Raw genomic sequence first — 15,282 nt, 5'->3', positions numbered from 1 at the left:
TCAAATCCCCATAGCTCGAACCCGCCGCACCGTCGCACCCTTTCCTGCCCGCGGTTTCCTCCCCTGAGGCTTATCAGACGCCTGCCCTCAGAACCCGCCGCACTCTCCGTGCCGGGCAGGCATCTGATAACCCTTAACAGATGCGGCCTTACCCAGTCATCGTCCTTGCAATTCGACCGTCCGTCGCCGGCCCCAAGGCAAAAGCGCCCATACGCGCTCATGGAGATAGTACAACCCAATTTTGGTAAGCAACTCAGTGGCCGCCACGCCGCCGGCCAGCCTCGTATTGCCTGTGATCAACAGCGCCACGACGAACGTATCGAGGCTTCCGGTTGCTCTCCAGCTGACCGCCTTTGCAATAGAGCGCGCATGGGATTCACTTGATCGAAGCATGGCGGCGGCCCGCTTGGCGAGGCGACCGGCTTCGGGTTCCGGGTTCAACGCTTTAGCCGCCCGACCCGTCCCAAAGTTGGTGTCGACAAACTGCTCCAACGCCCCCACCGATCGCTCGACGCTGGCGCCGGTCGTGTCGAGGACAAGGTCGGGGGCGGTCGGAATCTCATAGGGCGCCGAAATTCCCGTGAACTGCCTGACCTCGCCCGCCTTGGCACGGGCATAGAGACCCTTGGGATCTCGCGACCGGCAGGTTTCGAGATCGGCCCGTACGTAAACCTCACGGAAGCCTCCGCCCACGATCTTGCGCGCATGCGCGCGGTCGGCCGCCGAAGGCGAGATCAGCGCCACGATCACAGTCATGCCGGCTTCGGCGAACAGGTGGCTTACTTCCGCTACCCGTCGGACGTTCTCCGACCTCGCTTGCGTGCTGAAATCGAGATCGCTGCTGAGACCTCGGCGCAGCTCGTCGCCATCAAGGACATGAGAGCGAAGCCCACGGGCCGTGAACCGGCGTTGCAGCGCCGTGGCCAGCGTCGACTTGCCGGCGCCCGACAGCCCCGTGAGCCAGATCACCGGGCTACTATCCCCGCCATTCGCCCCGCGAACGTCGGATGTCAGCCTCCGCTCTGCGGTGTTGTCGACAGAATCGACCAATGTTTGCTCGACGATGCAGCCTCCGACAACCCGGTATCCGTCGACCAAGGCGCCACGCCCCGTTCGCGGGCTGGAGGCAAAGCTGTCGACCAGCATCGGTCGCTTGCTCCGCAGCCGCAGCAGCGCCACGCCATTCTGATCCACCCGGTCGGCCGCGGCATCGGTAAGGGTATCGACATCGATGACCCGCTCGATTGCGTCGACCGTCACATCATGTCGGGCGGTGTTGAGGCGGAGAGACAAACGTCGACCAGCAACCAACGGCTGACGGTCCAGCCAGATCACCTTGGCAATGACGACCGAGGTTTCGAGCGGGCGCCCGTCGAGGTTGCTCGCCACGTGCCCTCGTTCGACAAACAGCTCCTCGTCAAGCGTAATGGCGACGCTCTCTCCCGCTTCTGCCGAGACCTGCCGCTCGGCCCGACCCCATGCCTCGATACTGGCAACGCGGGCCGTGGCGCCATGGGGCGCGAAGCGCAGCTCGTCTCCAACGCTGAGACGCCCGCTCTCGATCCGTCCCACGATCGCGCGCCTGTCGCCTAAGCGGTACACGTCCTGAACCGGAAGCCGCAGCGGCCCTTGTGCCGGTGGTGGCAACGGCTCATGGGCGTCGAGCGCCTCGACCAGGCTCGGCCCACGATACCAAGGCATCGATGCCGAAGCCGTAGCGATGTTGTCGCCGTGCTTGGCGGACACCGGGATGCTCGCTAACGGCCGAACGCCTATTCCAGCCAGATATTCGCCAACCTCCGAGGCGACGTCATCGAAACGATCGCGGTCGCCGCCCACAAGGTCCATCTTATTGATGGCGACGATGACCTGCTTCAGGCCGATAAGATTCAGCAAATAGGCATGTCGTCGGGTTTGCTCGCTCACTCCAATCTTTGCGTCGACGACAAGGATCGCCGCGTCGGCGCTCGCCGCGCCAGTTAGAGTATTGCGAAGAAATTCTCTATGGCCGGGCGCGTCGATGATGACATAGCGCCGCCGCAAGGTCTGAAACCAGACTTGCGTGGCATCGACCGTGATACCCTGGTCACGTTCGACTTGCAGCGCGTCCAGCAAAAACGACCATTCGACATCGAGGCCACGCTTGGCCGACATGGCCCGTAGCTGCGCTACCTTGGCGTCGGACAGCGAGTTCGTGTCGTGCAGCAGCCTGCCGACCAGCGTCGATTTGCCGTGATCCACGTGACCGACGATGACGATCGGCATGGCGCGGCCATGCGGCGCTCGAACGAGCGGGATCACATCGTGAGCCATGTCACATGTATCCGGCGACGCGGAGACGCTCGAATGCATCCTCGGACTCGTGGTCCATTGCCCGGCCCGCCCGCTCCGGTTCCCGGGTCGACTCCAGCTCACGGATGATCGCTGGAATGTCCTTGGCCTGGCTTTCGATCGGAAAGGTAATGCCGATCTCGCCAAGCGAGCGGTAGCGCATGCCATCGCGGGCAAAATACAGCGGCACGACGGGAATCCTCTCGCGGGCGATATAGCGCCATATGTCAATTTCGGTCCAGTGAAGCAGCGGATGGATGCGGACATGCACGCCGGCGGGATATTCGGCGGTGAACTGATCCCAAAACTCCGCCGGCTGATCGCGGAAATCCCATTGCCCATCCTCTGCGCGCGGACTGAACACGCGCTCCTTGCCACGGGTCGCCTGCTCGTCGCGCCTGATGCCGGCGATGACGCCGGAAAAGCCGTAGCGCGCGAGGGCTTGCTTTAAACCAAGGGTTTTCCTGGCCGACAGGCGCGAGGCCGGGGGCAGCGTCGGGTCGGTCTCTTCGATCGGTGGGCAGGGGTCGGAGATCAGATTCAAGTTCCAATCGGTGGCGTAGCGGTCGCGAAAGGCATAGACCTCCGGGAACTCGAGACCGGTATCAAGGTGCATAACCGGGAACGGGATGTTTCCGAGAAACGCCTTCTTCGCGAGCCAGATCATGACGTTGGAGTCTTTGCCTAGAGACCACAGCAGTACCGGCTCGCCGATGCGGCTATAGGCTTCGCGCAGGATGTAGATGCTCTGCGCTTCGAGCCAATCGAGTTCGTCCATCATTCTTCTCTCGGATTCGCAAAGTGGTGGCTGGAGGTCTGGTGGATGCCACATTCGGTCTTCTCCCGACCGCGCCACCGACCGGCGCGAATATCCTCACCGGGCGCCACTCGATCGGAGCATGGCATGCAGCCGATCGAGCGGTAGCCGTCATCACCGAGGGGATGCCGTGGCAATTGGTGCACTGAGAAATATGCCTCGATCTCCTCGGCGCCCCATGCCGCAAGGGCGTTGATCTTGATGCGACCATCGACCGCTTCGATCAGCGGCAGCGCAGACCTGGGGCCGCCATGATGGCGCTTGCGCCCGTTGATCCACGCCTTGAACCCGGCAAGCGAGCGTGCCAGCGGTTCCACTTTGCGAATGTGGCAGCAGAGGTCAGGATTCGATCGCCAGGCGCCTCCATTCGGGTCGCTAGCGCGCAGCAATGCCTGATCCGGCTCGATCGAACGGACGTCCTGCAGACCCAGGATGCGCACGAGCGTATTGCGATAGCGTATCGTCTCCGCGAAGAGCTTGCCAGTATCAAGGAAGATGACGGGTGTAGCCGGATCAATCTCCGCCACAATATGGAGCAGCACCGCGGCCTCGATCCCGAAGGAGGAGACGAGAGCGATTCGATCGGGAAATACCTCGCGGATGAGCTTTTCGAGCAACTTCCTCGCGGGGAGATGTCCCAATTCGCTCGCGAGCTCGTGCGACAGCAGGGCCACAGTCGACGTGGAGGCAATTTCTGAGGATCCTCTACCGCGCCAGCTCAGATCTTGGCCAGGAATTGCAGACATAGGATTCGCAACCTGAATATGGCGCGCATCGACCAAACCAATTGACCCGGATGCGCCAGCGTGACGATCTGTTGGAACACTACTCATCGCTCAGCATCTCGCGCGGCATAAATTCTAGCGTTGCCGCTTAGATAATCTACGGTCGGCAGTCGCCCCCACGACGTTGGCTCGATGGACAAACGGGATCATCTACCATCGGCAATTAATCTAGCTGTGACGCAGGTACCAAGGGGTTGAATACAGCGTCATGGACAGCAGAACCGTGCGGTGCTCACCACATGGAGTGCATGATCATGAAGCTCTAGTGCAGCCATGCATCATCGTTTCAGCTGAGCTCGGAATCAGTCATAGCTAGCTGAGAGTGTCATGTCCGCATTGGGTGTGCGCCGTGAAAAGGCGGCGCTTTCCAGTGGGTGCAAGTCCCACCCGGCGACCGCTCCAGCCGGAAGCAACCGGAGCAGGCATGGAGGTGACGAAATGTCTGAAGCCTTCGGATAGCGGGTCACGACATACGGTGACCGCGCGAGTGTGCAGGCCGCAACGCGAGTGAACGCCGAGCAAGCCTCGAAAAGGACGATGTGCAGGCCGACCCGGTGACCCTTCCGGGGAAGGCTGACACGGTTGGGTGAGATGAGCGACGAGCACGCCCAGCCGCTGCACCGGGGTAGTGGCGGCAGCATGCACACAAGGAAAGCGTATGCAACACGGGAAGCCCCAATGCGTGATCAGGGATGATCAACCGGACGCCCGTGAGGGACAGGCCGGGCGCGCTGGGGTGGCGGAGAGGCCCATAGTACCGATGAAGCCGGGTAATGCCGGCGGAGGGAAGGAGCCTCAGTTCAAGACAGACGCAAGACGTGGTGAGGGACCTGGAGATTGGGCAACCTAGCAACTCCGAAAAGTGTTCAGAAACTACAGACGGCGTTACACGCGAAAGCGAAGGCAGAAGCCGGCTATCGCTTCTACGCCCTGTACGACAAGATCAGCCGTGAGGATATTCTGGCGCATGCCTATGCCCAGTGCCGCTCCAACAAGGGCGCACCGGGGATAGACGGCCAGGATTTTGCGGACATCGAGGCGTCTGGGGTCGAGCGGTGGCTGGCTGAACTGGCGCTAGCGCTCAGGCAAGAGACCTACCTGCCAGAGCCAATCAGACGAGTGTTTATACCGAAGGCTAACGGCAAACTCAGGCCGTTGGGCATCTCGACCGTGCGGGATCGGGTCTGCATGACAGCAACGATGCTGGTGTTGGAGCCGATCTTCGAAGCCGATCTTCCGCCGGAAATCCACGCCTACCGCGCCGGGCGAAACGCCCAGCAGGCTGTCGTAGAGGTGGAGGAGCTAGTGTTCCGTGGCCACCCGGACGTCGTAGACGCTGACCTCGCGGACTACTTCGGGAGCATTCCGCATACCGACCTCTTAAAGTCGGTGGCGCGCCGGATCGTTGATCGGCGCGTGCTGCATCTGATCAAGATGTGGCTGGACTGCGCCGTGGAAGAAACCGACCAACGAGGACGGAAGAAACGTACGACCGAAGCGCGGGATCACCGGCGCGGCATTCCACAGGGCTCACCCCTCTCACCACTACTGGCGAATCTCTACATGCGTCGGTTTGTGTTGGGGTGGAAGAAGCTCGGTCTTGAGCAAAGCCTCGGCACTCGCCTCGTCACCTACGCTGATGATCTTGTGATCCTGTGCCGGAGGGGCAACGCCGAAGCGGCGCTGCACCACCTGCGCGAAATCATGGGTAAGCTGAAGCTGACGGTGAACGAGGAGAAGACACGGATCTGCAAGGTTCCGGACGGAGAGTTCGACTTCCTGGGATACACGTTCGGGCGGATGTACTCTCCAACGACCGGAAAAGCCCGCCTGGGCTACCGGCCGTCAAAGAAGAGCATCAAGCGCATGGTCGAAAGAGTCCACGCGCTGACCGACCGGGCGGGTAGCTGGCAAGAGACCACGGAGCTCGTCGAGATGGTGAACCGCGCGCTTCGCGGATGGGCCAATTACTTCAGTGTCGGCACCACCAGCAAAGCGTATCGCGCGCTCGACAACTACACGGCTGTGCGGTTGCGCCGGTGGCTGCGATCCAAGCACAAAGTCAGGCGACGCAAGGGCGGGAGCTATCCACTCTCGCACCTTTACGGGCACTTCCGGCTCGTACGCCTGACCCAGCTCGGACGCGGCTCGTCATGGGTGAAGGCGTGAGATCTTGTCCGAGAGCCGGATGCGGGAGATCTGCATGTCCGGTTCGATGAGCGGGGTGTGGAAACGGGAGCAATGGGCAAGCTAGTGAGGCACCGCCAGACGAAAGTGGCGGCAACAGATAGGCTCGACCTAACGCCACCCGCGCTACACTCCGACTCTACCATTCGCGTCGATTCACCGATTTCGCTGGCAGGTCCGCTTCACGCCCATTAGCGGAAGCCCCCCACTTCATCCGCTCGCTGCAACAGGCGCACGTTCCGAGGCGGACAAATTCCTTAAGTCGTGGAGCGACCTTGCCGAGCTGAAGAAGGCCGGCCCCCAAGCGGCGCTCGCACCGGCTCCGCGCATTCGGGCAATATCGGCAGCCTCGCGACCGCGTCTATTTCTCGGACAGGCTCCGAGCGCCCGATCCGAGCCGGCTTGCCGGGAACTCGACCTTGACCGTCGTGCCGGCGCCGTGCCGGCTATCGATCGTCAAGCGGCCGCCATGGGCTTCCATCAGCGCCTTCGAGATCGGCAGTCCAAGGCCGGCGCCCTCCTGCGCAAGGGCCACGGCGGACTGCGCCCGGCCGAAGGGTCGGAGCGCATCCTCCATGTCCTCTGGCGCGATGCCGATGCCGGTATCGGCGACGCCGATGCCAAGCCCGCCATCCTCCAGGCGTCCCGCCTTGACCTCGATGCGGCCGCCCTCGGGCGTGTATTTGACGGCGTTCGACAAGAGGTTGAGCAGCACCTGCCGGACGCGCCGATCGTCGGCGACGATGAGCGGTAGGCCCGGCTCGATCGTGGTGACGACGTCCAGCCGCTTGGCGTTCGCCGGCAGGCTGATCATCGATACGGCACCGGCGATCGCCTGGTCGACATCGAAGGGCGCCTCGACCAGCGTGAGGCCGCCGGTCTCGATCTGCGCCATGTCGAGCATGTCGTTGATGACGCCCAAGAGGTGCCGGCCGGCATCGATCACGTCCTTGGCATAGGCGACATAGGCGGGGTTGCCGGCGGGCCCCAGCATCTCCCCGGCGATGATCTCGGAAAAGCCGAGGATGGCATTCAAGGGCGTGCGCAGCTCATGGCTGATGTTGGCGAGGAACTGCGTCTTCACCTGGCTCGCGTCTTCGGCGGCGAGCTTAGCCTCGACCAGCTCCGCCTCCAGGCGCTTGCGCTCGGCGATGTCGATCGAGATCGTGCCCACGCCCCGCGTCAGACCGGTATGATCTGGAAGCGGCACCTTCGTGGTGAGGAAATGCCGGGGCGTGCCGTGCATGTCGGCATAGGACTCTTCATAGGGGAGCGTGGCGCGGCCGGTCTCGATCACCCGACGATCGAGGCTGTTGGTGTAGTCGCCATAGCTCTTGCCGAGGAGATCGCCGGCGGTGAGGCCGGCCGCAGCTTCCGGCGCAACGCCGTAGAGCTGCGCCTGGAAGGCGTTCATGAACAGATAGCGCGACGTCAGGTCCTTGGCATTGAGCAGGGCCGGCAGCGCATCGAAGAGCGTGCGGAGCATGCCTTCGGTATCGCGGCCGCCCTGGAGCGGCAGAGCGATCACCTGCCAACGCTCGCCGTTGGGATGGGGGAAGATTCCGACCGAGGCCCCGGGCAGTGCTGCCGCCTTGGCGGCGAGGTTGGGGCCGGAGGCCTCGCCCATGGCATCGGCGAAGCTCGGCGACATCGCCACCGGGCGGCTACGGCGCCGGTCGAACACCGCCAAAGGCATGGGGACGACGGCGAGGAGCGCGTCCAGCGTGCGGGCGACGACGTCTGCCGCAGATCCTTGCTCGTCCTCGGCGTCCATGGTGCTCAACGCTTCCATGCTCGTTCGGCTCGCTCTTCCTAGATTGTCACGGCGAGCTAAGCACGGCATCCATGTCACAAATATTGTCCGGCGTGGTATTTTGCTTAAATGTTGCGAATGCCTGTGCGGCCTCGTGGGACTGAGCTGAGCCCGTCGGCGAAGGCCCGCCGCGGAAAGGCCGCCGGCGTCTCTAGCGAGGAGCGAACGGCATGAGCGGCGGCCATCGCAAGGACGATGACGACTGGCCGGACTTCCTCGATCTTCGCCGGGCCGGCGCGCCGGCACCTATGAGCGAGCCGGCGCCCTTGAGCGCCCCCGCCCCGAGCGGCGCGGGGCAAGCGGGCCTGCCCGAGGCGGCGCAGCGCCTGGAGCCCGGCGACGAGGCCGCCTTTCATACGCGCCTGGTCGCCTTCCTCAGGCGCAACAAGCCCGCGGGCGAGCCCCTGGTCGCCGGCAACGTGCAGGTGCTCGATCTCGACGATGTACGCCGTCACTTCGCCGGCCGCTGGGAGAGCGCCAAGCAGAAGATCCATCAGCTGACCGACCTCACCATCCGCCACCACATCGGCGCCGAGGATCTCTACTTCCTGGTCGAGGTCGACGAGGAATACGTCATCATGTTCGCCAAGGCCGGCAAGGCCGAAGCCGGCGCCAAGGCGCGTCTGATCGCCGCCGAGGTCAACGCCAAGCTGAGCGCCGTCGGCCTCGAAGGCGCGCAGGTGACGGTCCGCGGATTGGCGGTGGAGATCCTGCAGAAAAGCGTGCCGGGCTTGGCGCTCAGCGCCACGGCGATCCGTGCCGCGGTGGCCGAGGCGGCCGCGGCCGAGGCGCTGGCTGGCCCCCGCAGGCTCATCGGCAAGTCTGGGGCGGCGGCGGTCGAATATTGGCCCATGGCCAATGTGCGCAAGCGCCTGGTCTCGATCTACGATGCCCGCCTCGTCGGCGCCGTCGACCGCTCGGAGGACGGCGTCAGCCTGTTCCAGACCGACATCGATTGTCACTTCGTCAGCTCCGCCGCCGAGGTGCTGTCCGCCGCCCAGAAGCCGCACCATAAGGCGTGCCTGCTGATCCCCGCCAATTTCGAGACCCTGACGGCCAAGGGCCATCGCGATGCCTATGTCGAGGCCTGCCGGGCGCTGCCTCGGACCGCGCGGCGCCGGCTCATCTTGGAAGTGTTGCAGGTCCCGGCGAGCGTGCCGCAGTCGCGGTTCCTGCAGGTGCTGGCGGTGGTGGCGCCGTTCTTCCTCGGCTTCGCCGTCAGAGTGCCGCTCGGCTTTCATGCCCCCGAACGCTATCGGGGCATGCGCATCCTCGCCTTGACCATCGATGGCCGCCACTTGGCGCACCCGAGCACGCGGGAATTCGATCAGCTCATGGCGCTGGCCGATGGCGCGCGCCGGCACAAGCTCAGGATCATGTTCCTCAACGCGGCCTCGATCGAGGCCGCGACCGCGGCGCGCTACGCCCATTGCGAGTATATCGACGGCGAGGTGGTGGGGCCGCGGGTGGACGATCCCGGGCGCAGCTACGCCTTGAAGCGCCCCTGAGGGTTCCAAGCGGCGAAGATCCTGAGGGGCGCGCTCGAAACGGAGGGCGGAAATGCCAAAGGAACGCCGCCGGCCACTGCCGGCGCGTCACGCCCCCCCCTTGTTGATCAGACGGGGTCGATCAGATGGGCTAGGCGGCCCGGAACAGCGCGCTCAGGCCCTGGGTCCGCGCATTGGCGATGTTCAGGGACTGGCCCGCAAGCTGATTGCTTGCAGCCTTCGCCGTCGCCCGCGCGTCGTCCAAGCTGGACAACACCTCGCCGTCGCTGCCGAGCCCGGCCGATGGCACGTTCACCGTGTCGGTCGGCGTGCTCGTCGACGAACTCTTCGTCGAGTCGGACTGTGTCTTGGAAGTAGCTTTGGACAGCTCGGGCGGAATGCTCGGCTGTGCCGTCGGATTGATCGGACCCACCATCTTCTATGGCTCCGCGGGCAAGAGTTGACAATCATTCATATTGGCACAGCCAGGAGGATGTGGCTACAGGCGTTTACAAACCGTTTATTGCCCCTCGAGCGCCCGGCCTGATCACGTTCAAAAGCGGCCGTCCTTGGCTGAGCCGCGCCACATTCTCGGCCACCTGCGCCATCCGCCGATCAAGCATGCCATGCGTCCAGCCGGATACATGAGGCGTCATTAATACATTGGAAAGCTTGCGAAATTCATGGCGGGAGGGAGGCGCTTCGGGGTCGTCGAGCGGTGGGTAGCGCCACCAGACATCGAGGATGGCGCCGCCGATGCGGCGCTCCTTGAGGGCGGCGTAGAGGGCGTCCTCGTCGATGATCGGACCGCGGGCGAGATTCATGACCACCGCGTCCGGCCCGAGGAGGGCGATCGCCTTTTCCTCGAGCAGGCCTTTCGTCTCCTCGTTGAGCGCGCAGCAGACGACGACGAAATCCGATTCCTTGAGGAACGCCGCCAGCTCCCCCCAGGGATAGAGCCGATCCACCGTGGCCGGCGCCGGCCTGGCCGTGCGATTGATGGCGATCACCTTGGTGTCGAGGGCCTTGGCCCGTCTGGCCACCGCCTGCCCGATTCGGCCAAGCCCCAGAATACCCACGGTCTTGCCGTTGAACTCGTCGTGGAAGGGGCCGTTGAAGCGGCTGCCCAGCCGCCAGCTGCCGCGCCGGAAGGCGGTGTTGTAGGTAAGGAAGCGGTGGCACCAGGCGAGCATCGCCATGACCGCGTATTCGCCCATGGCCTCCTCATGGCCGAAGGCGTTGCAGATGCTGGCCGCCGGCGGCACCGCGGCAAAATCCACCTGCTCGTAGCCGGCGCCGGAGACCTGCAGCAGCTTGAGCTCAGGCGCCGGCGGCAAATGCTTGCCCCAGGCCAAGACCAGTGCCGCCTCGGCGGTGGCGAGCGCGTCGGTGAGACGCGCCGGTTCGACCCCGTCGGGGACCGGCACCAGCTCGCAGGCGATGCTGAGCTTCTTCGCCAAGACCGCGACATAGCTGGAGACGAGATTGCCGAGGAGAACCATACGCATCGAGTGAGCCTATCGGTTGCGGGCACGGTCTTCTCGACACTATCCCATGGCGGCAAGCGGCCGCCCATCGGGGGAAGAGGACCCTGTCCCGCTGTCCCAGTCCCGGGCACGCAGGGTGGGACACGCGTGGACTGGGCCCCCTGTGTGAGACACGGGATTAGGGACAGGCCAAGGACCCTCACCCCGTCCCTCTCCCGCCCGGGGAGGGTCGGGGAGGGGGTGATCCTCGCGTCGGTCCGCTCTTCGCGGCCCCGACCCCAAAGTCCACCCCCCGCGGGAGAGGGAGCAAGAAGGCCCCTCGCCCGCAATGCGGGAGAGGGAGGGGCCCGCGCTTCAGCGCGGGAGGGTGAGGGTCCTCACGATTGCGGGGGAGAGGGTCGGGGCTGGGGTTCTTTGGTCCGATTCGTGCAGAGCTTGAGCCCTCGGGTACCATGGCGTCAGTCGAGGGAGAAACCCATGATCGTCAGCCGCCGCTTCGCCCTCCTCCTCATGCTGGCTGGACTGGCCGCCCCGGCCTCGGCCTTGGCGCAGGATCTGCCGGCCTGCACCACCGAGCGCGCCGGCGAGCGACTATGCCGGGCCGGCAATGTCTGCGTCTGCCGGGTGACCGGCGGCAGCCTCTTGGGCATCCCCCAGGCGCTGCGCTGGGATTGCCAGATCGGCAATGGCGCCTGCATCGAAGGGCAATACCAATCCATGTCGCGCTTCCCCGGCTCCGGCGTCCAGCCGCCGCAGCTCGCCAGATCCCGTCCCCCCGCCGCCCGGCCGGAATCCGGGCTCGAGCGTGCCGACATCGTGCTCCTGCAAAAGGCGCTGGCGAAGAACGGCTTCGATCCCGGGCCGGCGGACGGGGTCCTCGGCCCGCGCACCCGGGCCGCGCTCAACCTCTATCAGCGCCGCGAGCGCCTGCCGGTGACCGACCGGCCGACGGCGGAGGTCATGGCGCGGTTGAAGGGTTAGCCCAGCCTCTTCCTCATATAGATCCGGGCCTGACCCGGCGGGTCGGGCTCGACCCGGCCGAACGCCTCGTATCCCAGCTCCGCATAGAACTCCGGGGCCTGGAAGGTCATGGTGTAGAGCACGGCCATGGTGCAGTGGCGGCGCTTCGCCTCCGCCTCCGCCAGCGCCATGATGCGGCGACCGATTCCGCGCCCGCGGGCGCTCTTCGGCAGGAACAATAGATCGACGAACAGTAGGCCCAGGGAGGTCCGCCCGAGCAAGCCGCCGACCGGCTCGCCCGTCGCCGGATCGCAGAGCGTGATCGCCAGCGGCCAGGAATCGATGTGGCCGACGCGTTCTTTGTTGTAGTCCGCCAGGCCGTCTTCGATCGCCGCCCGGAGCGGCGGGGTGATCCTATCGGCGATGCTGATGCGGGGCACCTGGGTCCCGCCTTCGCCATCCTTGCTCATGAACGCTCTCCTGGGATCTCGTCCGGCGCCGGCGCCACGGCTTTGGTTTCCAGCGCAATGTCCACGGCGACCGGCACATGGTCGCTCAAGCCCGATCCGCACCACTCCTCGAAGGTCCCGACGCTGAAGCCGCGGATCCGGCTTAGCCAATGGCGCTGGGGATTGGCGCATTCGGAGATGACGGCGATATCGGGGTCGAGGCGCCGGAGCGCCGCGAATTTCCGATGCAGCGCCATGTTGCAGTTCCAGGTGACGAGCCGCCTCCCCATGAGTCCGCTGTCAAGCCTGGCGCATTTTCTCGACGAAACGCCGCCGCTGCAAAACCTATAATCGGGGTGTCGCCGGCATCCGGCAGCAATCCCTCGAGGCGGCCTTTCTTTGAGCATCGAGCCACTCCGACCGCGATGCGCCCGACTGGAGGAGGCCGGCGCGATCGCCTAGCTGTTCCGGTTGGTTCGCGAAACGGCGCTCCCCTATCTGCCGGTACTGCATACCCCAGCCGAGGACTTGGCCTTCTTCTCCGCCCACGTGCTCCGGGACTCGGCGGTCTGGGTCGTCGATGCCGCCGGTATTGTCGGCTTCAGCGCCTTCCGGCCGGGTTGGGTCGACCACCTCTATGTCCATCCGGATCATCACCGCCGGGGTGTCGGCCGGTCGTTGCTGCGTCGAGCGATGGAGACCGAGGGCAAGCTCCGCCTGTGGGTGTTTCAGAAGAACACCCGGGCGATCGCCTTCTACGAGGCGCAAGGCTTCAAGCTGGTCAAGACCACCGACGGCAGCGGCAATGAAGAAAAGCAACCCGACGCGCTCTACGCGTGGGAGCGCGCGTAATCGTCTCCATCCAGATCGACTCGTCGTCGACCCCCTCCCTCGCGAATGCGGGGGAGGGTGGGGGCGGGGGCATCGTCGTGGCGTATGCAAGTGCCCCCACCCCGACCCTCCCCCACGCGATGCGTGGAGGAGGGGGAATGATGCATGATCAGTCGGTCCCAGGCTCGACATCGAGCCGGGCGACGATGCCGTCAAGCGCCGGGCTGGGTGCGGGATAGCGCGCCAGGACCAGGGGATCGTGGCCGGGGATGATGTGGCGGGGCGAGTCGGCGAGATGCCTCAGCGTGCGGTAGCCCTCCAGCATGTCGCCCATGTGGAAGACGATGGGGAAAGGCCGCGTCGCTTCCATGTTGGCGTAGTAGTGGCTGGCGTCCGAGGCCAGCACCACCCAGCCGCGCCGCGTCCACACCCGCACGACCTGCAATCCGGCGGTGTGGCCGCCGACCCAATGCAGGCTGAAGCCCGGCGCCAGCAGGGCGGTGCCGTCATGGAAACGCACACGGTCGCGGTAGAGCTCGCGCACCAGCCCGACGACAGTCTCCACATCGAAGGCATAGCGGATGGTCTGGTGGCCCATATGTCGTCCGGTGGCGAAGGCCATCTCGCGGTCCTGCAGATGGAACCGCGCCCTCGGGAACAGGTCGAAATTGCCGATATGGTCGTAATGCATGTGGGTCACGACCACGTCTTCGATGGCACCCGCATCGAGCCCGATATGCGCCAAGCTCGCCGCCGGACAACGCAGGAATTGCCGCTGCCGCCGCCTTGCCGTCTCGGCATTGAAGCCGGTATCGATCACGAAGCGATGCGAGGCGTTGACCGCGGCCCAGATGAAATAGTCCATCGGCATCGGCCCGTCATGGGGATCGCCGCCGATGAAATTCTCCGCCGCGCGCCGCTCCGCCATATGCGCGTAGCGGATGGCGTAGAGCGCGTAGGGGTCTGCTTCAGCCATGCGGGAGTCTCCGGGAGGCGCGGTCAGTCGCCTGCGCGCTTCGACCGGCGCGCCTCCAGGAACTTGATCGCCGCGGTGTGATCGGCGTCGCCGCCGAGTGCCGTCTCCGCCTCGCTCCAGAGCCTGGCGCAGGCCTCGGTATAGGGAGCGAAGGCGCCCATCTCCTCTGCGAGACTCGCGGCCGTGCGCAGATCCTTCGCCATCAATCCCAAGGAGAAGCCCGAGGCAAAGCTGCCGGAGAGGATCTGCTGCTTGAATTTGTTCTCGGTCGAGTTGTTGCGCCCCGTGGACGCGTTCCACACATCGACCATGGTCTCGGGCTTCAACCCGAACGCGCCGCCGACCAGGAGCGCTTCGGCGGCGATCCACAGCCCGGCGGCGGAGACGAGGTTGTTGAGCGCCTTCATCGCATGGCCTGAGCCGAGCGGGCCGGTCTTGAAGATCTGCCCCGCCATCGGCTTGAGCAACGCCTGCACGCGCTGGATTGCCGCGGCATCGCCGCCGACCATGGTCGAGAGCGAGCCGTCGAGGGCGCGCTTGACGCCGCCCGAAACCGGCGCGTCCACGAGTTCGATGCCGTGCAGGGCCAGCGTCCGGCCGAGGGCGCGGGTGCCCACCGGGTCGGATGAGCTCATGTCGACGACGATGCTGCCGGGCTTGAGGCCGTGGACGAGGCCGTCTTTGCCCAGCACGACATCGCTGACGATCTTGCCGTCGGGCAGCATGATGATCACCGCCGCCACAACACCCGCGAGCCCCGCCGGCGTCGTCTCGGCGCTGACCTGTTGGTGTTTCGCGAGCGCCTGCACGCGGCGCTCGTCCCGGTCGAGGACATGGAGGAAATAGCCGGCGCCGAGAAGGCGCCGGGCCATGGGTCCGCCCATATTGCCGAGCCCGATGAACCCGATCGGCGCCGGCGGCTTGATCACGGCTTTAGGCTCGGCCCCCACCCTAGCCCTCCCCCACATGCGTGGGGGAGGGAACAGGAGGGCGCGTCTTTTACTCCCTCCCCCGCGACTGCGCACGGGTGTCCGGGGAATGAGTCGATTGGTCGCAGGCGCATGCCCGGCAAACCCTGCGATTGCCGGGTACCTTCTGGTTGTCGAGACTCAGAAGGGAAGCCGGGCATGCGCCACCTCGATAGCATCTTTGCGGGTCT

General features: G+C 65.2%; 14 protein-coding genes. 4 read left to right on the top strand and 10 right to left on the bottom strand.

Annotation, left to right across the window (positions count from 1 at the left end; genetic code table 11):
* Positions 1–156: 156 nt before the first annotated feature.
* The 3 genes from cysC to HY058_15455 are packed head-to-tail and all read right to left on the bottom strand — an operon-like array spanning position 157 to position 3,894.
* Complete coding sequence (cysC, locus tag HY058_15465) at positions 157–2,313, bottom strand: adenylyl-sulfate kinase (protein MBI3498695.1); 2,157 nt, start codon at positions 2,311–2,313, stop codon at positions 157–159.
* Position 2,314: 1 nt separating this feature from the next.
* A complete protein-coding gene (locus HY058_15460; GenBank protein MBI3498694.1) occupies positions 2,315–3,109 on the bottom strand; it encodes a sulfate adenylyltransferase subunit 2 in 795 nt (264 codons plus the stop codon).
* A complete protein-coding gene (locus HY058_15455; protein ID MBI3498693.1) occupies positions 3,109–3,894 on the bottom strand; it encodes a phosphoadenylyl-sulfate reductase in 786 nt (261 codons plus the stop codon). The genes HY058_15460 and HY058_15455 overlap by 1 nt, the downstream gene beginning before the upstream one ends.
* An 876-nt stretch (positions 3,895–4,770) precedes the next feature.
* On the opposite strand from HY058_15455, the gene ltrA reads away from it, so the two are divergent.
* A complete protein-coding gene (gene ltrA / locus HY058_15450; protein ID MBI3498692.1) occupies positions 4,771–6,102 on the top strand; it encodes a group II intron reverse transcriptase/maturase in 1,332 nt (443 codons plus the stop codon).
* Between the two features lie 379 nt (positions 6,103–6,481).
* Here ltrA and HY058_15445 read toward each other — a convergent pair whose 3' ends face one another.
* The gene (locus HY058_15445; protein MBI3498691.1) at positions 6,482–7,912 is read right to left on the bottom strand and encodes a PAS domain-containing sensor histidine kinase; all 1,431 of its coding nucleotides are present in this window, start codon (positions 7,910–7,912) and stop codon (positions 6,482–6,484) included.
* Positions 7,913–8,103: 191 nt separating this feature from the next.
* On the opposite strand from HY058_15445, the gene HY058_15440 reads away from it, so the two are divergent.
* On the top strand, positions 8,104–9,441 hold the full coding sequence (locus HY058_15440; GenBank protein ID MBI3498690.1) for a hypothetical protein: 1,338 nt from the start codon (positions 8,104–8,106) through the stop codon (positions 9,439–9,441).
* A gap of 130 nt (positions 9,442–9,571) precedes the next feature.
* Here HY058_15440 and HY058_15435 read toward each other — a convergent pair whose 3' ends face one another.
* Together HY058_15435 and HY058_15430 are read right to left on the bottom strand one after the other, a co-directional pair.
* Positions 9,572–9,856, bottom strand: a complete 285-nt coding sequence (locus HY058_15435; protein ID MBI3498689.1) for a hypothetical protein — start codon at positions 9,854–9,856, stop codon at positions 9,572–9,574.
* A 73-nt stretch (positions 9,857–9,929) separates the two neighbouring features.
* The gene (locus HY058_15430) at positions 9,930–10,775 is read right to left on the bottom strand and encodes an NAD(P)-binding domain-containing protein (protein MBI3498688.1); all 846 of its coding nucleotides are present in this window, start codon (positions 10,773–10,775) and stop codon (positions 9,930–9,932) included.
* On the opposite strand from HY058_15430, the gene HY058_15425 reads away from it, so the two are divergent.
* Complete coding sequence (locus HY058_15425; GenBank protein ID MBI3498687.1) at positions 10,758–11,888, top strand: peptidoglycan-binding protein; 1,131 nt, start codon at positions 10,758–10,760, stop codon at positions 11,886–11,888. The genes HY058_15430 and HY058_15425 overlap by 18 nt on opposite strands.
* On the opposite strand, the gene HY058_15420 is transcribed toward HY058_15425, so the two are convergent.
* Together HY058_15420 and HY058_15415 are read right to left on the bottom strand one after the other, a co-directional pair.
* Complete coding sequence (locus HY058_15420) at positions 11,885–12,337, bottom strand: GNAT family N-acetyltransferase (protein MBI3498686.1); 453 nt, start codon at positions 12,335–12,337, stop codon at positions 11,885–11,887. The genes HY058_15425 and HY058_15420 overlap by 4 nt on opposite strands.
* Positions 12,334–12,573 (bottom strand): hypothetical protein, encoded by a 240-nt coding sequence (locus HY058_15415; protein ID MBI3498685.1) that lies wholly within the window; start codon positions 12,571–12,573, stop codon positions 12,334–12,336. Before HY058_15415 ends, HY058_15420 begins: the two co-directional genes overlap by 4 nt.
* 241 nt (positions 12,574–12,814) lie before the next feature.
* Here HY058_15415 and HY058_15410 point away from each other — a divergent pair, with 241 nt between their 5' ends.
* Complete coding sequence (locus tag HY058_15410; protein ID MBI3498684.1) at positions 12,815–13,168, top strand: GNAT family N-acetyltransferase; 354 nt, start codon at positions 12,815–12,817, stop codon at positions 13,166–13,168.
* A 148-nt stretch (positions 13,169–13,316) separates the two neighbouring features.
* Here the strand turns inward: HY058_15410 and HY058_15405 are convergent, their stop codons facing one another.
* Both HY058_15405 and HY058_15400 read right to left on the bottom strand, forming a co-directional pair.
* A complete protein-coding gene (locus tag HY058_15405; protein MBI3498683.1) occupies positions 13,317–14,123 on the bottom strand; it encodes an N-acyl homoserine lactonase family protein in 807 nt (268 codons plus the stop codon).
* Between the two features lie 23 nt (positions 14,124–14,146).
* Positions 14,147–15,091, bottom strand: coding sequence for an NAD(P)-dependent oxidoreductase (locus HY058_15400; protein MBI3498682.1), 945 nt, complete (start codon positions 15,089–15,091; stop codon positions 14,147–14,149).
* Positions 15,092–15,282 lie beyond the last annotated feature (191 nt).

This window comes from Pseudomonadota bacterium (assembly GCA_016195085.1).
Taxonomy (GTDB): Bacteria; Pseudomonadota; Alphaproteobacteria; order SHVZ01; family SHVZ01; genus JACQAG01.
Note: the sequence above shows the minus strand (reverse complement) of the source record. Positions and strands in the feature narration are given on the sequence as shown.